Below are 18,422 nucleotides of genomic sequence, written 5' to 3'. Positions count from 1 at the left end.
ATTTAGGGAGGTAACCTTTTGATAGACGTTAATAAATTTGAAAGTATGCAAATTGGTTTAGCATCTCCTGACAAGATTCGTAGCTGGTCTTATGGAGAAGTTAAGAAACCTGAAACAATCAACTACCGTACTTTGAAGCCAGAAAAAGATGGTCTATTCGATGAAAGAATCTTTGGACCAACTAAAGACTGGGAATGTGCCTGTGGTAAATACAAACGTATCCGTTATAAGGGTATTGTTTGTGACCGCTGTGGTGTTGAAGTTACACGTTCAAAAGTTCGTCGTGAACGTATGGCCCACATCGAATTAGCTGCACCAGTTACACATATCTGGTACTTCAAGGGTATCCCATCACGTATGGGACTTGTATTGGACATGAGCCCAAGAAACCTTGAAGAAGTAATCTACTTTGCTTCATATGTTGTTATCGACGCAGGTGATACAGACCTCGAGAATAAACAACTACTAACAGAGTCTGAATATCGTAAGAAACGTGAAGAATTTGGTAACAAGTTCGTCGCTAAAATGGGTGCAGAAGGTATCAGAGAACTTCTTGCCAATGTAGATATGCCAGCCGAAGTTAAAGAATTACGTGAAACATTGAAGACTGCTCAAGGTCAAAAACGTACACGTGCTATCAGACGTTTGGATATTATCAGTGCTTTCCAAAAGTCAGGTAACAAACCAGAATGGATGGTAATGGAAGCAATTCCTGTTATCCCACCTGATTTACGTCCAATGGTTCAACTAGAAGGTGGCCGTTTCGCTACTTCCGATTTGAACGATTTGTACCGTCGTGTAATTAACCGTAATAACCGTTTGAAGAGATTGTTAGATCTACATGCACCTAACATCATCGTTCAAAACGAAAAGAGAATGCTTCAAGAAGCTGTTGATGCCTTGATCGATAATGGTCGTCGTGGCCGTCCTGTTACAGGACCAGGTAACCGTCCATTGAAGTCACTTTCACATATGCTTAAAGGTAAGCAAGGACGTTTCCGTCAAAACTTACTTGGTAAACGTGTTGATTACTCAGGTCGTTCAGTTATCGATGTTGGTCCTACATTGAAGTTCTATCAATGTGGACTTCCTCGTGAAATGGCTCTTGAATTGTTCAAACCATTCGTTATGCACGAATTGGTTAAGCGTGAAATTGCTTCTAACGTTAAAAACGCTAGAAGAAAGATCGATCGTCAAGATGACGATATTTGGGATGTACTAGAAGACGTTATCAAAGAACGTCCAGTATTACTTAACCGTGCCCCTACACTTCACAGACTTGGTATTCAAGCCTTTGAACCTGTATTGGTTGATGGTAAGTCAATCCGTCTTCACCCATTGGCTTGTGAAGCTTACAATGCCGATTTTGATGGTGATCAGATGGCCATTCACGTTCCTTTATCAGACGAAGCCCAAGCTGAAGCACGTATGCTTATGCTTGCTGCTCACCATATCCTTGCTCCTAAAGATGGTAAGCCTATCGTTACACCATCACAGGATGTTGTTTTGGGTAACTACTACTTAACAATTGAAACAAGACATATGACTGGTGAAGGTAAGATCTTCAAGGATTCTAACGAAGTTCAAACTGCATTGCTTAATGGTGATGTTCATTACCATACAAGAATTGGTTTGGCTGTATCATCTATGCCAAACAAACCATTTACAGATGAACAACGTAAGAGAATCTTGATGACAAGTGTTGGTAAGGTAATCTTCAACGAAATTCTTCCTGAAGACTTCCCATACTTGAACGAACCAACAGATGATAACTTGGAAAACGGTGTTCCTGATAAGTACTTCTTAGGTAAAGGTGAAGACATTAATGCTAGACTTGATGAAATGGATCTTGTAGACCCAATCAAGAGTGGTTACATGTCAGATATCATTGCCAAAGTATTCAAGGTATATCGTGTTCAACGTACATCATCACTTCTTGATGATATGAAAGAATTAGGTTACACAATCTGTACAATTTCTGGATTAACAGTTGGTGTTACAGATGTTCCTAACTTACCTGAAAAGCCTCAAATCATTGACAAGGCCCACAAACAAGTTGCTTCAATTTCTAAGCAATTCCGTCGTGGACTTATCACTGATGAAGAACGACATGATCGTGTTATCAGTGTATGGAATGATACTAAAGATGAAATTCAACAATTACTAATTGATTCATTTGATCCAACTAACCCTATCTCAATGATGTCGGACTCTGGTGCCCGTGGTAATATCTCAAACTTTACACAGCTCGCAGGTATGCGTGGACTTATGGCTGCCCCTAATGGTGGTATGATGGAAATCCCTGTTATTTCTAACTTCCGTGAAGGACTATCAGTCTTGGAAATGTTCATGTCAACCCACGGTGCTCGTAAAGGTATGACTGATACGGCTTTGAAGACAGCCAACTCAGGTTACTTGACTCGTCGTCTAGTTGATGTTGCGCAAGATGTTATCGTTCGTGAAGAAGATTGTGGTACTGACCGTGGACTTCTAGTAAGTTCAATTATGGAAGGTACAGATATGATCGAACCATTGTACGATCGTCTAGTTGGACGTTACACACAAAAGACAGTTAATGATCCTAAGACTGGTGAAGTTCTTGCTAAGCGTGGAGTTCTTATGGACGAAAACTTGGCACAAAAGATCGTTGATGCTGGTGTTAAAGAAGTTACAATTCGTTCAGCATTTACATGTGATACAAAACATGGTGTATGTAAGAAGTGTTACGGTCGTAACCTTGCTACTGGTGAAGAAGTTGAAATTGGTGAGGCAGTTGGTACTGTTGCTGCTCAATCAATCGGTGAACCAGGTACACAGCTAACTATGCGTAACTTCCATACCGGTGGTGTTGCTGGTGGTGACGATATTACACAAGGACTTCCTCGTGTTCAAGAAATCGTTGAAGCTAGAAACCCTAAAGGTCTTGCAATTATTTCAGAGGTTGATGGTACTGTTACAGCAATCGATGAAAACCCTGCAGAACACACTAAGGAAATTACTGTCGAAGGTGACATTGATTCTAGATCTTATAGTGTTCCTTATACATCAAGTGTCGCAGTCGCCGAAGGCGACCATGTTGACCGTGGTGGTAAGTTAACACAAGGTTCAATTGATCCTAAGGAATTGATCAAGGTTACAAATGTTCAAACAACAGAAAATTACCTACTTGCAGAAGTTCAAAAAGTTTACCGTATGCAAGGTGTTGATATTTCTGATAAGCATTTCGAGGTTATGATCAGACAAATGCTACGTAAGATCAGAATCCTTGATCCAGGTGATACTGATGTATTGCCAGGTCAATTAATGGATATTTCTCAATTTACAGATCACAACCGTGAGACATTGTTCAACGGTGGTATTCCTGCTACAGGACGTCCAGTATTGCTTGGTATTACTAAGGCATCTCTTGAAACTAACAGTTTCTTGTCAGCTGCTTCCTTCCAGGAAACAACAAGAGTTCTTACTGATGCATCTATCAGAGGTAAGAATGATCCACTTCTTGGACTTAAGGAAAATGTTATTATTGGTAAACTTATCCCTGCCGGTACTGGTATGGCTAAGTACAGCCACATGGAGCCTAAGAAGACTGGTCCTATGGCAGATAACTCACTTAATGGTGCCTACACAATTTCAGATATCGAAGCCCAAATGAAGGCTAACGATGCTGCAAAAGAAGAAAAGCATTAGAAAGTAATTGATAAATATAAAAAGGTTCCTGTCACTTTTTGAATAGTGACAGGAACCTTTTTTAGTAGTCTAATAAATCAATACATAATGTATATCGTTTTAATTTTTTTAATAATTAAATATAATGTAAAAGAGAATAAATAAGTTTAAAATAGATGTATAAACATCTTGATAAAAAGGAGCACTATGGAAAAGAAAAAGCTTAATTATCAAGGTCACAGTTTTGAATTAGATACATATTGGCTTGATCCGTTTAATGATTTCGACAAGCAAGTTGATCATCCATTGGCCATTATTTTTCCTGGAGGAAGATTTACTTTTCAGACAGACAGAGAAGCACAGCCAATTGCTTTGAAGTTTGCATCAGAAGGCTTTCATGCAATTGTGTTGCATTACCAATTGATAGACAATGGAGTACCGGTTTATCCGTTAGCATTGCAAGAGACAGCTACAACCTTGAATTGGCTCAAAACACAAGCTATTAATCATAATATTGATTTGAACAGGATAATATTAGTTGGATTCTCAGCAGGTGGTCATATAGTTGCAAACTTTAATTCCATAATGACTGATCCAAATATTAGGAGTAGGGTTTTTGACACAAAAATAAAAGTTATGCCTAAGGCAAATGTTCTTTGTTACCCAGTAATAGATCTGAGCGCTGGTTATCCTAAAACAAATGAACATCGATTAGCCGTTAGCAGGGATACGTTTTATTGGCAATCACAACGATATTTGAATAAGTATTCCAAACCAACATTTATCTGGCAAACAGTCGACGATCAAACAGTTCCCGTTCAAAATTCTCTACTATATGCTGAAAAATTAAATCAATTGGGCATATCATATGAACTTCATTTATTTGGCTCAGGTCGACACGGCTTGGCGCTGGGTACTTATGTAACCCAACGTCCAGGTGTCGAGGATCATTTGAACAAATTTGCTGCAAAATGGTGGCAACTAGAAATTAATTGGTTCAAGCTGATTGGCATTCTGTGACTTGTTTACGAGGAGATGTCTTAAATGAACACACAAAAGCTGATGTATAAAGATACAGAATTTGTTTTGGATACATATTGGTTAGATCCCATTAGTGATTTCACATCGACTGTGAAGCATCCTGTAGTAATAATTTGTCCAGGAGGTGGTTTCACGTTTCATTCTGATCGTGAGGCACAACCAATAGCACTCAAATTTGCTTCTGAAGGAGTACACGCACTAGTTTTGCATTATCAGTTAATTACGAATAACGAAACGGTATACCCTTTAGCGTTACAAGAGTTAGCTACAACTTTGAATTGGCTAAAGAGCCAAGCAGACATTCATTTGATAGATTTGAATAAGATAATTTTGATTGGATTTTCAGCAGGTGGACAAATTGTAGCCAACTATAATTCTTTGATGACTGATCCAGAGACTGTCCAAAAAATATTTTCAGATCCAATCGAAGTACAGCCCAAGGTTAATGTTTTGTGCTATTCAGTCATTGATTTGACACTAGGATACCCTGATAGTACAGAGTACGCAGAACAGATAAGTTCCGACAAGATATATTGGAGCGCTCAAGAGCATTTAACTAGTAACTCTAAGCCAACATTTATTTGGCAGACTGTGGACGATGAGACTGTCCCAGTTTTGAATTCGATTACTTATGCGCAAAAGCTGAATGCAATTGGTATTCCGTATGAATTGCATTTGTTTGGATCAGGTCGGCATGGTCTATCGCTAGCTTCACGAGTAACACAGCATCCTGGTGAAGATTCCTACGTTGTTCCTGCTGATGCTAAATGGTGGGAATTATGTATTAACTGGCTTAAATTACAAAAAGTTTTACCGAATTAATTAGGAGATCAAATAGACGATACCTGTAGCTATAGTTAGATAGGGTACGAATCTAAATGATCTTTTTTTCTGCAATAAAAAATGTAGAATGCATAAGGCACAAGCAAATAGAATGATACTAAGAATTTTGTTGTAACCAAACAAAAGTGCCAATATAGTTAGTAGTTCAACGTCACCAAGACCGATGCTTTTACCAAAATAATGAAGAAGGTACAGAATCGTGTAAGTTCCCAATCCTACTAATAAGTAGATTTTATTATGATTGAGGATCGAGAATACAAATGTTGGGATACTTAATATGTAGAAAATTGGATAAATGAATCCATGATAGTGGTCCATGAATGCAAATAGGATCATCATTATGAATATTGGCGCAAAGAGATAAATGCTTTTTCCAAGAGCCAGTCCAGTTAACACAAAAACTCCGCCTAGAAATTCGGTTGCGGGATATATCCAGTGAATTTTATTTTGACAATTTCGACAACGACCACGTAATAATATATAACCAAGGACAGGGAACAGTTCGAACCAAGCTAATATTTTATGGCAATTATCACAAGCTGATCTCCGATTGAATTCAATTTTTGGAAAATCATGTCCCATAACTGTCAAAAATGAGACTATACTAGAAGACAGAACAAATACTAAAAAGTAAAATAAATACGTCATTTTTATCACCTCGAAATTAAATTACGAAACTTTCGATTAGCTTTTCTTCGATAGTTCATTGACATGCTCATTTTAAGATGATATTCTAGTAGACGTGCTTTTATTAGCAGAGTAGTAGTTTGTTTAAGTATAAGCTCATAACGTACGCCACTAACGTGGTTTATTATTTTGTAAAAATATGAACCACCTGGATGTGTGTACTTAAATTTTTAGGAGGAACCTTGAATGCCTACAATTAATCAATTGGTACGTAAAGGCCGCAAGTCACAAGGGTCAAAATCAAATGCCCCTGCATTGAACTACGGTTACAACAGTATGAAGAAAGTTGCTACAAAGAACCCAGCACCACAAAAACGTGGTGTAGCAACTCGTGTCGGAACAATGACACCAAAGAAGCCTAACTCAGCCCTACGTAAGTATGCCCGTGTTAGACTATCAAATCTTATCGAAGTTACAGCATATATCCCAGGTGTTGGACACAACTTACAAGAGCACAGTGTTGTTCTTGTCCGTGGTGGCCGTGTAAAGGATCTACCTGGTGTTCGTTATCACGTTGTTCGTGGTGCTTTAGATACTGCCGGTGTTGATGGACGTATGCAAAGCCGTTCAAAATATGGTGCTAAGAAGCCTAAGAAATAATTAATCACAAACAAAGAAATTAGTAATAACGGAGGAATTTAATATGCGTAAAGGTAGCGCTCCAAAACGTGATGTTTTGCCAGACCCAATGTACAATTCAAAATTAGTAACACGCTTGATCAACCATTTGATGTACGATGGTAAGAGAGGAACTGCTTCATCAATTCTCTACCGTGCATTTGATATTATTAAGGATAAGACTGGTAACGAACCATTGGATGTCTTCGAAGAAGCCATGAACAATGTTATGCCAGTTCTTGAAGTTAAGGCTCGCCGTATCGGTGGTTCTAACTACCAAATTCCTATCGAAGTACGCCCAGATCGTCGTACAACTTTAGGTCTACGTTGGATCGTTAGTTATGCTCGTCTACGTGGCGAACATACAATGGACGCACGTCTAGCAAACGAAATTATGGATGCAGCCAATAATACTGGTGCAGCTGTTAAGAAACGTGAAGATACACATAAGATGGCCGATGCTAACCGTGCATTCGCTCACTATCGTTGGTAATCTATATTAAGTTGAGAGGAGAAATAAAGTCTAATGGCTAATAAACGTGAATTTCCACTAGAAGATACCCGTAACATTGGTATCATGGCTCATATCGATGCCGGTAAAACTACAACTACAGAACGTATCTTGTATTATACTGGTAAGATTCACAAGATTGGTGAAACACATGATGGTGCTTCACAAATGGACTGGATGGCCCAAGAACAAGAACGTGGTATTACTATTACATCAGCTGCTACAACAGCCGAATGGAAAGGTAACCGTATCAACATCATCGATACTCCAGGACACGTTGACTTCACAATCGAAGTTGAACGTTCACTACGTGTTCTAGATGGTGCTATTACAGTTCTTGATGCTCAATCTGGTGTTGAACCACAAACTGAAAATGTTTGGCGTCAAGCTTCAACATATGGTGTTCCTCGTATTGTCTTTGTTAACAAGATGGATAAAATCGGTGCTAACTTTGACTACTCAGTAGAAACATTACATGAAAGACTAGATGCTAATGCCCACGCTATCCAAATGCCTATCGGTGCCGAGGATAAATTCGAGGGTGTTATCGACTTAATCGAAATGAAAGCTGATCTTTATGATGAAGATGAGTTAGGTACAAAGTGGGATACAGTTGATGTTCCTGATGAATACCTTGAAAAGGCTAAAGAAAAACGTGCTGAATTAGTTGAATCAGTTGCTGATGTTGATGATGACATCATGGAGAAGTATCTAAATGGTGATGAAATCACTAATGATGAACTTCGCACTGCAATCAGAAAGGCAACTGTTAATTTGAAGTTCTTCCCTGTACTTGCTGGTTCTGCCTTCAAGAACAAGGGTGTTCAAATGTTAATGGATGCCGTTGTTGATTATCTTCCATCTCCACTTGAAGTTCGTCCTTACAACGCTACAAATCCTAAGGATGATAGCCAAGTTGAACTTATGGCTGATGATAACAAACCATTCGCTGGTCTAGCATTTAAGATTGCTACTGATCCATTCGTTGGACGTCTAACATACATTCGTGTATATAGAGGTTCACTAGAATCAGGTTCATACGTTCTTAACGCTACAAAAGACAAACGTGAACGTGTTGGTCGTTTGCTACAAATGCATTCTAACCACCGTAAGGAAATCCCAGAAGTATTCTCAGGTGATATCGCTGCTGTTATCGGTTTGAAGAATACAACAACTGGTGATTCACTTACAGATCCTGATGATCCATTGATTCTTGAATCATTGGATATTCCAGATCCAGTTATCCAAGTTTCTATCGAACCTGATTCAAAGGAAGATAGAGATAAGATGGATCTAGCTATTCAAAAACTTTCTGAAGAAGATCCAACTTTCCAAGCTGAAACAAATCCTGAAACTGGTGAAACATTGATTGCCGGAATGGGTGAATTACACTTGGATATCATGGTTGACCGTATGAAACGTGAATTTAAGGTTGCATGTAAAGTTGGTGAACCACAAGTTGCTTATCGTGAAACATTTACTAAGCAAACAAGTGCACAAGGTAAGTTTGTTCGTCAATCTGGTGGTAAAGGTCAATACGGTGATGTTTGGGTTGAATTTACACCAAATGAAGAAGGAAAAGGCTTCGAATTCGAAGATGCCATTGTCGGTGGTGTTGTTCCTCGTGAATACATTCCTTCAGTTGAACAAGGTTTGAAAGAATCAATGGAAAATGGTGTTCTTGCCGGATATCCATTGATCGATGTTAAGGCTAAGTTGTATGATGGTTCATACCACGAAGTCGATTCATCTGAAGCAGCCTTCAAGATTGCTGCTTCAATGTCACTACGTAATGCTTCTAAGTCAGCTGGTGCTGTAATTCTTGAACCTATTATGAAGGTTGAAATCGTTACACCAGAAAGCTACTTAGGTGATGTTATGGGACAAGTTACTGCTCGTCGTGGACGTGTTGAAGGTATGGAAGCTCGTGGTAATGCACAACTTATCAACTCATTCGTTCCACTTGCAGAAATGTTCGGTTATGCAACAACATTACGTTCAGCAACACAAGGACGTGGTACTTTCACAATGACATTCGATCATTATGAGAAGGTTCCTAAGTCAATTCAAGCTGAAATTATTAAGAAAAACGGCGGAGACGCTGAATAATTAATAGTAATTAAATGAAAGCAAATCCATTGGATTTGCTTTTTTTGTTACAATCAATTACGTGTTTCTTCTATATAAAGTAAGCGCGTTTCAATTTCAAAAAATACATGAAAACTCTTGAAATATTAGTATGATGCGTGTATTATCATAAGAGTGCTTATTTCTAGTAGAAGTATGTGCTTAGAGGTATTAAAAATAATATCGACGGCTTAGAAGTGAGAGGTTGCGACACACCCGGCCGCTTTGCCACGGCAGGGCTGTTGGATATTTTCACGGAGCCGGTCATCTTGAAAGAGACAAAAAGGAGGTAACCCCATGGCAAGTCAAAAGATTCGCATTCGTTTGAAGGCTTATGAACATCGTATTCTAGATCAATCAGCTGACAAAATTGTGGAGACAGCAAAAAGAACTGGTGCAAAGATTTCAGGTCCAATTCCATTGCCCACAGAACGTTCACTATATACAGTGTTGAGTTCACCACATAAGCACAAGGATTCTAGAGAGCAATTCGAAATGCGTACACATAAAAGACTTATTGACATCGTTAATCCATCACCAAAAACAGTTGATTCATTAATGAAGTTAGATCTACCATCTGGTGTAGATATCGAAATTAAATTATAATTATTAAAAATAAATTATTGGAGGTGCAAACATGGCCAGAAAAGGAATTCTTGGTAAAAAAGTCGGAATGACTCAAGTTTTCACTGACAACGGTGAATTAGTTCCCGTTACAGTTGTTGAAGCAACGCCAAACGTTGTTATGCAAGTTAAAACAGTAGAAACTGACGGTTATGAGGCCGTTCAACTAGGTTTTGAGGATAGACGTGAAGTTTTATCTAACAAACCAGCCAAGGGTCATGCAGAAAAGGCAAACACAACTCCTAAACATTACATTCGCGAGTTCCGCGATGTTGAAATGGGAGACTACGAATTAGGTGGAGAAGTTACAGTAGATACATTTAATTCTGGAGATGTTGTCGACGTTACAGGTATTACAAAGGGACACGGAATGCAAGGTAACATCAAGATGTTTGGACAAGCTCGTGGTCCTGAAACTCACGGTTCTAGATATCACCGTGTAGCAGGTTCAATGGGTGCCATCATCAACCGTGTATTTAAAGGTAAGATGCTTCCCGGAAACATGGGTAACAATCGTGTTACTACACAAAACTTAACTGTTGTTAAAGTTGATGCAGATCGTAATGCAATTATGATCAAGGGTAATGTACCTGGTGCAAACAACTCATTAGTTAAAATTCAAACAGCTGTTAAAGCTAATCAAAAATAGGAAGGAGGAAATGAGTTATGACAAAAATCACAGCTTACAAAGATAGCGGTGCTGAGAACGGTACTGTTGATGTAAATGATTCAATTTTTGGTATCGAACCAAACGACAACGTGATCACAGATGCAGTTATCATGCAACGTGCCTCATTGAGACAAGGAACACATGATGTTAAAAACCGCTCTGAAGTTCGTGGTGGTGGAAAGAAGCCATGGCGTCAAAAGGGTACAGGTCGTGCTCGTCAAGGTTCTATCAGATCACCTCAATGGGTAGGTGGTGGTGTCGTATTCGGCCCAACACCAAGATCTTATTCATACCATCTTCCTAAGAAAGTTAGCCGTTTGGCATTGAAGTCTGTACTTTCACAAAAAGCTGCTGACGGTAACCTAATCGTTATTGACTCAATTTCATACGACAAACCAAGTACAAAGAACTTTGCACAACTACTTAACAAAATAGGTGCTGACAAAGCCCTTGTAGTTGTTGAAGACGGTAATGACAATGTTGCTTTATCAGCAAGAAACATTGATAAAGTTACAGTCGTTGCACCAGAAGGTGTTAATGTTCTTGACGTTATTAACGCTAAGAAGTTAGTTGTTACAAAAGCAGCACTTTCTAAGATTGAGGAGGTGCTTGGATAATGAGCGCAAGAGACGTAATTATTCGCCCAGTTGTTACTGAAAGCTCAATGGATGCTATGAGCGACAAGAAATATACTTTTGATGTTGCAGTTGATGCAAACAAAGTACTTGTACGCCAAGCCATTGAAGAAATTTTCGGTGTTAAAGTTAAAAAAGTAAACATCATGAATGTTGCTGGTAAGAAGAAGCGCCAAGGTCGTTATGTTGGTACAACAGCAAAACGTCGTAAGGCAATCATTACTCTTACAGAAGATTCAGATGAAATCAAAATTTTTGATGAAGAATAAATAAGGAGGTCAAATAATGGCGATTATCAAGTATAAGCCAACCACAAATGGTCGTCGTAATATGACAGGTTCTGACTTTTCAGAGATCACAAAGACAACTCCTGAAAAGACACTTCTAGAATCACAAAGCCATACAGCCGGTCGTAATTCATACGGTCATATTACAGTTCGTCACCGTGGCGGTGGTCACAAACAAAAATACCGTGTTATTGATTTCAAACGATTAAAAGACGGTGTAAAAGCTACAGTTAAATCTATTGAATATGATCCTAACCGTACAGCTAACATTGCATTGCTACACTACTCAGATGGTGTTAAGTCATACATTTTAGCTCCTAAGGGTCTTGAAGTTGGACAAGTTGTTGAATCAGGTGTTGATGCAGATATCAAACCAGGTAATGCACTTCCACTAGAAAACATTCCAGTTGGTACAATTTTACACAACGTAGAAATGAAACCTGGTAAGGGTGGTCAACTAGGACGTTCTGCTGGTACTTCAATCCAATTGTTAGGTAGAGATGGTAAGTATTCATTACTACGTTTACCTTCTGGTGAAGTACGTATGGTACTATCAACTTGCCGTGCAAGTATTGGTGCCATTGGTAATGAACAACATGAGTTAATTAAGATTGGTAAAGCTGGACGTAAACGTTGGCAAGGATTTAGACCAACAGTTCGTGGATCAGTTATGAACCCTAACGATCACCCACATGGTGGTGGTGAAGGTAAAGCACCTATCGGTCATCCATCACCAATGTCACCATGGGGTAAGAAGACCTTGGGTAAGAAGACTCGTTCATCACATGCCAAATCTGAAAAGCTTATCGTTCGTCATAGAAAAGGTAAGTAATTATTTCGTTAGAATAATATAAGGAGGACATAAGATGAGTCGTAGTTTAAAAAAAGGACCATTTGCTGACGCACATCTTTTAAAGAAGGTTGAAGCTCAAGCAGATTCTGACAAGAAGTCAGTTATCAAAACATGGTCAAGACGTTCAACAATTTTTCCTAGTTTCGTAGGATACACAATCGCAGTTCATGATGGTCGTAAGCACGTTCCAGTTTATATCCAAGAAGATATGGTTGGACACAAGTTGGGCGAATTCGTACCAACACGTACATTCCATGGTCATGGTACTGACGATAAGAAAACAGTAGCTAAGTAATAAGAAGGGAGACTTAAAAGATGGCAGAACAAGAAATTACATCTGCAACAGCCAGAGTGAAGAATGTTCGTATTGCACCTCGCAAAGCTCGCCTTGTTATTGATTTAATAAGAGGCAAGAACGCTGCTGAGGCACTTGCAATTTTGCAATTCACACCAAGAGCAGGCTCTCCAATTATTGCCAAAGCTCTTAAGTCAGCAATTGCAAACGCAGAACATAACTTTGATTTAGATGCACAGAACTTAATCGTCAGCGAAGCATTCGTAGACGAAGGACCAACTCTAAAACGTTTCCGTCCTAGAGCAAAAGGTTCAGCATCACCAATTAATAAGAGAACAAGTCACATTACAGTTGTTGTAAGTGAAAAAGACTAGTATTTAAAAGATTAGTATTGGAGGTAACTTGAGTGGGTCAAAAGATTAATCCAGTCGGATTCCGTGTTGGTGTTATCCGTGACTGGGATGCCAAATGGTATGCAGAAAAAGACTTTTCAACATTTTTACATGAAGACCTTAAGATTCGTAAGTACATTGAAGACAAACTTTCAAATGCTTCCGTATCAAGAATCGAAATCGAACGTACTGCAAAGAACGTTACAGTTTCAATTCATACAGCTAAACCTGGTATGGTCATCGGTAAAGGTGGATCTGAAGTTGAAAAATTACGTAACCAACTAAACAAATTGGTTAACAGAAACATTCATATTAATATTATTGAAATTAAGAAACCTGATTTGGATGCAAAACTTGTTGGTGAGAACATTGCTCGTCAACTAGAAGCTCGTATTGCATTTAGACGTGCACAACGTCAAGCCGTTCAACGTTCAAGACGTGCCGGTGCAAAGGGTATTAAGGTTCAAATCTCTGGTCGTTTAAACGGTGCTGATATGGCTCGTAGAGAATGGCATACAGAGGGAACTGTTCCTCTACACACATTACGTGCAGATATCGATTATGCTTGGGTTGAAGCAGCTACACAATATGGTAATTTAGGTGTTAAAACTTGGATCTACCGTGGTGAAATTCTTCCTGAAAAACGTAATCACAATCAAGAAAAAACTGAAGGGAAAGGAGAATAATCTATGCTAGTACCAAAACGTGTAAAACACCGTCGTGAATTCCGTGGCAAGATGCGCGGAGAAGCTAAGGGTGGTAAGAATGTTGATTTTGGTGAATATGGTTTGAAGTCACTTGACTCAAGCTGGATCTCAAATAGACAAATTGAAGCAGCCCGTGTTGCTATGACTCGTTACATGAAGCGTGGTGGTAAGGTTTGGATTAAAATCTTCCCTCATAAATCATACACTGCAAAAGGTGTCGGAGTTCGTATGGGTAATGGTAAAGGTGCACCTGCTGGTTGGGTAGCTCCTGTAAAGCGTGAAAAAGTCTTATTCGAAATCGGTGGCGTTCCTGAAGAGGTTGCCCGCGAAGCATTGAGACTTGCATCTCACAAATTACCAGTTAGAACTAAGTTCGTAAAACGTGAGGAAGTAGGTGGCGCTGATGAAGGCTAGTGAAATCAAAGAGCTAACTGCTGCTCAATTGCAAGATAAAGTTAACGAATATAAAGAAGAATTGTTCAACTTGCGTTTCCAACAGGCCACAGGCCAATTGGAAAACACAGCCCGTTTAAAGGCTGTTAGAAAAAACATTGCAAGATTAAGAACTGTTCAAAACCAAAAGAATAACGAAAACTAATAAAGGGAAGGGAGATCTCAAGTTGAGCGAAAAACAAGAAAGCCGTAACAGCCGTAAGGTATATCAAGGCCGCGTTGTATCAGATAAGATGGACAAAACTATCGTAGTTGTTGTTGAAACATACAAGAACCACCCTGTATACAAGAAGCGTGTTAAGTATTCAAAGAAGTACTACGTTCAAGATGAAAAGAACGAAGCAAAGACTGGCGATGTTGTACGTATCATGGAAACTCGACCTTTGTCAAAGACAAAGCGCTTCCGTTTATTAGAAATCGTCGAACATGCAGTTATTATCTAGAAACAATTACTGATGAGAGGAGGACCAAGAAGTGATTCAACAAGAAAGTCGTCTAAAAGTTGCAGATAACTCTGGAGCTCGTGAAATTCTAACTATTAAAGTTCTTGGTGGTTCAAACCGTAAGACAGCTAATATCGGAGACGTTATTGTTGCTACTGTCAAACAAGCAACACCAGGTGGCGTTGTTAAAAAAGGTGACGTCGTTAAGGCAGTTATCGTAAGAACAGTGTCCGGTGCTCACCGTACAGATGGTTCTTACATCAGATTTGATGAGAACGCTGCGGTTATTATTAACGCTGATAAGACACCTAGAGGAACTCGTATCTTCGGACCCGTTGCTCGTGAACTACGTGATAACGATTTTATGAAGATCGTCTCATTAGCACCAGAAGTGCTATAAAAAGATCAATCAAATTCAGGAGGTGCTGAATAGTGTTTGTAAAAACTGGAGACAACGTTAAAATTATTTCTGGTGATAGCAAAGGCAAGGAAGGCGTAGTTAAACAAGCTATTCCTTCAGCTAATAAAGTTATCGTCGAAGGCGTAAACGTCGTAAAGAAACACTCTAAGCCAAGTAATACACAGCCCCAAGGTGGAATCATTGACGTTGAGAAGCCTATTAGTGTAACTAACGTTAAAGTTATAAGTAAATCAACTGATAAAGAAGATAAATAAGAAAGGAGAAAACTAAATGGCTAATGCATTAAAAGAAATGTATGTAAAAGAAATTACACCATCAATGATGGAAAAATTCAATTACACATCAATTATGCAAACACCTAAGATCGATAAGATCGTTTTGAACATGGGTGTTGGTGACGCAATTGCTAACTCAAAGAATCTTGACGAAGCAGTCGAAGAATTAGGCCTAATTGCTGGTCAAAAACCTTTAATCACAAAGGCTAAGAAATCAATCGCTGGTTTCAGACTTCGTGAAGGTATGTCAATCGGTGCTAAGGTTACACTTCGTGGTGACCGCATGTATGACTTCCTTGACAAGTTAATCAACATTGCATTACCTCGTGTTCGTGATTTCCGTGGTGTTGGCACACGCTCATTTGATGGTCGTGGTAACTATACACTAGGTATTAAGGAACAATTGGTTTTCCCAGAAATTGACTACGATAAGGTTAACAAGATTCGTGGATTGGACATCGTTATTGTTACTACAGCTAACACAGATGAAGAATCACGTGAATTATTAACACAAATCGGAATGCCATTCACAAAATAATTAAGGAGGTCAAATTCATTGGCTAAGACATCTCAAATTGTACGGAATCATAGACCTGCTAAGTTCTCATCACAAGCATATACTCGTTGCGAACGTTGTGGTCGTCCACATTCTGTATATCGTAAATTTAAGCTTTGCCGTGTTTGCCTTCGCGAATTGGCTCATAAAGGTCAAATCCCTGGCATGAAAAAAGCTAGTTGGTAGAATTAACATCTAAAAAGGAGGTAAATTAAATGGTCATGACAGATCCTATTGCGGATTATCTAACACGTATCCGTAACGCAAATATGGTTAAACATGAATCTCTAGAAGTACCTGCTTCTAACATTAAGAAGAGTATGACTGAGATTTTGAAGAATGAAGGATTTATCAAAGATTACGAAGTTATCGATGATAACAAGCAAGGTGTACTTCGTATTTTCTTAAAATATGGAAAAGATCAACAACGCGTAATTACAGGCTTGAAACGTATTTCAAGACCAGGTCTACGCAGTTATGTTGATTCAGATAACGTACCAAAGGTTCTTAATGGATTAGGTATCGCTATTCTTTCAACTTCAGACGGTGTAATTACTGATAAAGAAGCTCGCGCAAAACACGTGGGTGGAGAAGTTCTTGCATATATCTGGTAGAAATTTTTAAAAGACAAGGAGGTGCACTAATTTGAGTCGTATCGGTTATAAGGTAATTGAAGTACCAGCAGGTGTTACAATTACACAAAAAGATGAAGACATTACTGTTAAAGGCCCTAAGGGTGAATTAACAAGACACTTTGATTCAAAAATCAAGTTAACTCTTGAAGGAAATGAAGCTAAGTTTACTCGTTCAGATGAGAATGACAAGGCTCTTCATGGTACAATGCGTGCCAACCTAAACAACATGATCCTTGGTGTTACAGAAGGATTTGAAAAGAAGCTTGAACTTAGAGGTGTTGGTTACCGTGCACAAGTTAAAGGTGACACACTAACACTTTCAGTTGGTTATTCACATCCAGTTGTTATGGATGCACCAAAGGGTATCAAGATTGAATCTCCTTCAAATACTGAAATTAATATTTCTGGTATTAGTAAGCAAAAAGTCGGTCAATTTGCTGCTGAGATTCGCGATGTACGTTCCCCAGAACCATATAAGGGTAAAGGTATTCGTTATGTTGGCGAATATGTACGTCGTAAGGAAGGTAAGACTGGTAAGTAATAGGTACTAATTTAGTACTAATAATTCTATGAGGTGAATATTGTGATTTCAAAACCAGATAAAAACAAGGCACGTCAAAAGCGTCAAAAACGTGTACGTGGTAAAATCTCTGGTACTGCTGAGCGCCCACGCTTAAATGTATTCCGTTCTAACAAAAACATTTACGCTCAAGTGATTGATGACGTAAAGGGTGTAACGCTAGCAAGTGCCTCAACTCTTGATAAAGAAGTCAAAGACGGTTCAAAAGTTGAACAAGCTTCTGCTGTTGGTGCATTGGTTGCACAAAGAGCTAACGAAGCAAAAGTTACAGAAGTTGTATTTGATCGTGGTGGATATATCTATCACGGCCGTGTACAAAGTCTTGCTGAAGCAGCTCGTGAAAATGGGCTAAAATTCTAGAAGGAGGAAACCAAATTTATGACATATATCGATCCATCTCAATTCGAACTAGAAGATCGCGTTGTCTCAATCAACCGTGTTACTAAGGTTGTTAAAGGTGGACGCCGTCTACGTTTTGCTGCTATCGTAATCGTTGGTGACAAGAATGGTCACGTCGGTTTCGGTACAGGTAAAGCTCAAGAAGTTCCCGAAGCTATTCGTAAAGCTGTTGAAGATGCTAAGAAGAACTTGATTAACGTTCCTATGGTAGGTTCAACAATTCCTCACGAAGTAATCGGTAGATACGGTGCTGGTAAGATCATGTTGAAGCCAGCCGTTGAAGGTTCAGGAATCGCTGCTGGTGGTTCTGTTCGTGCCGTGCTTGAATTAGCCGGTGTTGGTGATATTACAAGTAAATCACTTGGTAGAAATACACCAATTAACGTAATTCGTGCTACAATCGAAGGTCTAAAACAAATTAAGACTGCTGAGAGTGTTGCAGAAATGCGCGGAATCTCAGCTCAAAACTTGCTTAACTAGAAGAAAGGTGTGTAATAATGGCTAAACTTAAGATTACTCTTATTAGAAGTGCAGCTCACCGCCTTCCTGCTCAACGCACAATTGTTAAAGAACTTGGACTCGGAAGAGTTAATAGTTCTGTTGTTAAGCCGGATGATCCTGCTATTCGCGGTGCTGTAATTAAAATCGCTCACTTAGTAAGTGTCGAAGAAGTTAAAGATTAATAATTCTCAAAGATTAGGAGG

Annotated in this window: 27 protein-coding genes and 1 pseudogene; 26 read left to right on the top strand and 2 right to left on the bottom strand. The window is 39.0% G+C overall.

Annotated elements, in window-relative coordinates:
• Window positions 1-18 precede the first annotated feature (18 nt).
• The 3 genes from rpoC to EKM66_RS03930 all read left to right on the top strand — a co-directional run bounded on the left by rpoC (window position 19) and on the right by EKM66_RS03930 (window position 5,529).
• Window positions 19-3,687 carry a DNA-directed RNA polymerase subunit beta' gene (gene rpoC, locus EKM66_RS03940; RefSeq protein ID WP_125761900.1) on the top strand — a complete coding sequence of 1,223 codons (3,669 nt, stop codon included), beginning with the start codon at window positions 19-21 and terminating at the stop codon, window positions 3,685-3,687.
• A 186-nt stretch (window positions 3,688-3,873) separates the two neighbouring features.
• Window positions 3,874-4,686 (top strand): alpha/beta hydrolase, encoded by an 813-nt coding sequence (locus EKM66_RS03935; protein WP_125761898.1) that lies wholly within the window; start codon window positions 3,874-3,876, stop codon window positions 4,684-4,686.
• Window positions 4,687-4,710: 24 nt separating this feature from the next.
• Window positions 4,711-5,529 carry an alpha/beta hydrolase gene (locus tag EKM66_RS03930; protein ID WP_125761896.1) on the top strand — a complete coding sequence of 273 codons (819 nt, stop codon included), beginning with the start codon at window positions 4,711-4,713 and terminating at the stop codon, window positions 5,527-5,529.
• On the opposite strand, the gene EKM66_RS12845 is transcribed toward EKM66_RS03930, so the two are convergent.
• Together EKM66_RS12845 and EKM66_RS12920 are read right to left on the bottom strand one after the other, a co-directional pair.
• Window positions 5,530-5,946: a prepilin peptidase gene (locus tag EKM66_RS12845; RefSeq protein WP_263854123.1), complete on the bottom strand. Its 417-nt coding sequence runs from the start codon at window positions 5,944-5,946 to the stop codon at window positions 5,530-5,532.
• 6 nt (window positions 5,947-5,952) lie between these two features.
• Window positions 5,953-6,198: pseudogene (locus EKM66_RS12920) on the bottom strand (prepilin peptidase); the annotation flags it as partial.
• A gap of 225 nt (window positions 6,199-6,423) precedes the next feature.
• On the opposite strand from EKM66_RS12920, the gene rpsL reads away from it, so the two are divergent.
• From rpsL to rpmD, 23 genes are all read left to right on the top strand, one after another.
• Window positions 6,424-6,837, top strand: a complete 414-nt coding sequence (rpsL, locus tag EKM66_RS03920; protein ID WP_025023861.1) for a 30S ribosomal protein S12 — start codon at window positions 6,424-6,426, stop codon at window positions 6,835-6,837.
• A 43-nt stretch (window positions 6,838-6,880) separates the two neighbouring features.
• Window positions 6,881-7,348: a 30S ribosomal protein S7 gene (gene rpsG, locus EKM66_RS03915; RefSeq protein ID WP_025023860.1), complete on the top strand. Its 468-nt coding sequence runs from the start codon at window positions 6,881-6,883 to the stop codon at window positions 7,346-7,348.
• Between the two features lie 33 nt (window positions 7,349-7,381).
• Window positions 7,382-9,475, top strand: coding sequence for an elongation factor G (gene fusA, locus EKM66_RS03910; RefSeq protein ID WP_125761891.1), 2,094 nt, complete (start codon window positions 7,382-7,384; stop codon window positions 9,473-9,475).
• Between the two features lie 315 nt (window positions 9,476-9,790).
• Entirely contained in the window at window positions 9,791-10,099 is a 309-nt protein-coding gene (gene rpsJ, locus EKM66_RS03905) for a 30S ribosomal protein S10 (RefSeq protein WP_025023858.1), read from the top strand.
• A 31-nt stretch (window positions 10,100-10,130) separates the two neighbouring features.
• A complete protein-coding gene (rplC, locus tag EKM66_RS03900) occupies window positions 10,131-10,766 on the top strand; it encodes a 50S ribosomal protein L3 (protein WP_125761889.1) in 636 nt (211 codons plus the stop codon).
• Window positions 10,767-10,783: 17 nt separating this feature from the next.
• Window positions 10,784-11,404, top strand: a complete 621-nt coding sequence (gene rplD, locus EKM66_RS03895; protein ID WP_125761887.1) for a 50S ribosomal protein L4 — start codon at window positions 10,784-10,786, stop codon at window positions 11,402-11,404.
• On the top strand, window positions 11,404-11,691 hold the full coding sequence (gene rplW / locus EKM66_RS03890; RefSeq protein WP_125761885.1) for a 50S ribosomal protein L23: 288 nt from the start codon (window positions 11,404-11,406) through the stop codon (window positions 11,689-11,691). The genes rplD and rplW overlap by 1 nt, the downstream gene beginning before the upstream one ends.
• 16 nt (window positions 11,692-11,707) lie before the next feature.
• A complete protein-coding gene (gene rplB, locus EKM66_RS03885; protein ID WP_125761883.1) occupies window positions 11,708-12,541 on the top strand; it encodes a 50S ribosomal protein L2 in 834 nt (277 codons plus the stop codon).
• A 34-nt stretch (window positions 12,542-12,575) separates the two neighbouring features.
• Window positions 12,576-12,857: a 30S ribosomal protein S19 gene (gene rpsS, locus EKM66_RS03880; RefSeq protein ID WP_125761881.1), complete on the top strand. Its 282-nt coding sequence runs from the start codon at window positions 12,576-12,578 to the stop codon at window positions 12,855-12,857.
• A gap of 20 nt (window positions 12,858-12,877) precedes the next feature.
• The gene (gene rplV / locus EKM66_RS03875) at window positions 12,878-13,231 is read left to right on the top strand and encodes a 50S ribosomal protein L22 (protein ID WP_025023852.1); all 354 of its coding nucleotides are present in this window, start codon (window positions 12,878-12,880) and stop codon (window positions 13,229-13,231) included.
• 32 nt (window positions 13,232-13,263) lie between these two features.
• Entirely contained in the window at window positions 13,264-13,935 is a 672-nt protein-coding gene (gene rpsC, locus EKM66_RS03870) for a 30S ribosomal protein S3 (protein ID WP_125761879.1), read from the top strand.
• 3 nt (window positions 13,936-13,938) lie between these two features.
• Window positions 13,939-14,370 (top strand): 50S ribosomal protein L16, encoded by a 432-nt coding sequence (rplP, locus tag EKM66_RS03865; RefSeq protein ID WP_125761877.1) that lies wholly within the window; start codon window positions 13,939-13,941, stop codon window positions 14,368-14,370.
• Window positions 14,360-14,554: a 50S ribosomal protein L29 gene (gene rpmC, locus EKM66_RS03860; RefSeq protein ID WP_025023849.1), complete on the top strand. Its 195-nt coding sequence runs from the start codon at window positions 14,360-14,362 to the stop codon at window positions 14,552-14,554. The genes rplP and rpmC overlap by 11 nt, the downstream gene beginning before the upstream one ends.
• 22 nt (window positions 14,555-14,576) lie before the next feature.
• Window positions 14,577-14,852, top strand: coding sequence for a 30S ribosomal protein S17 (rpsQ, locus tag EKM66_RS03855; protein ID WP_125761875.1), 276 nt, complete (start codon window positions 14,577-14,579; stop codon window positions 14,850-14,852).
• A 31-nt stretch (window positions 14,853-14,883) separates the two neighbouring features.
• Window positions 14,884-15,252, top strand: coding sequence for a 50S ribosomal protein L14 (rplN, locus tag EKM66_RS03850; RefSeq protein WP_057766345.1), 369 nt, complete (start codon window positions 14,884-14,886; stop codon window positions 15,250-15,252).
• A 32-nt stretch (window positions 15,253-15,284) separates the two neighbouring features.
• Entirely contained in the window at window positions 15,285-15,527 is a 243-nt protein-coding gene (gene rplX, locus EKM66_RS03845) for a 50S ribosomal protein L24 (RefSeq protein WP_125761873.1), read from the top strand.
• A gap of 16 nt (window positions 15,528-15,543) precedes the next feature.
• On the top strand, window positions 15,544-16,086 hold the full coding sequence (rplE, locus tag EKM66_RS03840) for a 50S ribosomal protein L5 (RefSeq protein ID WP_125761871.1): 543 nt from the start codon (window positions 15,544-15,546) through the stop codon (window positions 16,084-16,086).
• An 18-nt stretch (window positions 16,087-16,104) separates the two neighbouring features.
• Window positions 16,105-16,290, top strand: coding sequence for a type Z 30S ribosomal protein S14 (locus EKM66_RS03835; protein WP_125761869.1), 186 nt, complete (start codon window positions 16,105-16,107; stop codon window positions 16,288-16,290).
• Between the two features lie 29 nt (window positions 16,291-16,319).
• Window positions 16,320-16,718 (top strand): 30S ribosomal protein S8, encoded by a 399-nt coding sequence (rpsH, locus tag EKM66_RS03830; RefSeq protein ID WP_125761866.1) that lies wholly within the window; start codon window positions 16,320-16,322, stop codon window positions 16,716-16,718.
• Between the two features lie 31 nt (window positions 16,719-16,749).
• The gene (gene rplF, locus EKM66_RS03825; protein ID WP_125761864.1) at window positions 16,750-17,280 is read left to right on the top strand and encodes a 50S ribosomal protein L6; all 531 of its coding nucleotides are present in this window, start codon (window positions 16,750-16,752) and stop codon (window positions 17,278-17,280) included.
• A 33-nt stretch (window positions 17,281-17,313) separates the two neighbouring features.
• Window positions 17,314-17,679 carry a 50S ribosomal protein L18 gene (gene rplR, locus EKM66_RS03820; protein WP_318530615.1) on the top strand — a complete coding sequence of 122 codons (366 nt, stop codon included), beginning with the start codon at window positions 17,314-17,316 and terminating at the stop codon, window positions 17,677-17,679.
• A gap of 18 nt (window positions 17,680-17,697) precedes the next feature.
• Window positions 17,698-18,198 carry a 30S ribosomal protein S5 gene (rpsE, locus tag EKM66_RS03815; RefSeq protein WP_125761860.1) on the top strand — a complete coding sequence of 167 codons (501 nt, stop codon included), beginning with the start codon at window positions 17,698-17,700 and terminating at the stop codon, window positions 18,196-18,198.
• Window positions 18,199-18,215: 17 nt separating this feature from the next.
• The gene (rpmD, locus tag EKM66_RS03810) at window positions 18,216-18,401 is read left to right on the top strand and encodes a 50S ribosomal protein L30 (protein WP_025023839.1); all 186 of its coding nucleotides are present in this window, start codon (window positions 18,216-18,218) and stop codon (window positions 18,399-18,401) included.
• Window positions 18,402-18,422: the final 21 nt, after the last annotated feature.

Origin of the sequence: Companilactobacillus hulinensis (assembly GCF_003946555.1) — a bacterium.
GTDB classification, from domain to species: domain Bacteria; phylum Bacillota; class Bacilli; order Lactobacillales; family Lactobacillaceae; genus Companilactobacillus; species Companilactobacillus hulinensis.
The sequence above is the reverse complement of the archived record's forward strand: the minus strand, read 5'-3'. Positions and strand labels throughout refer to the sequence as shown.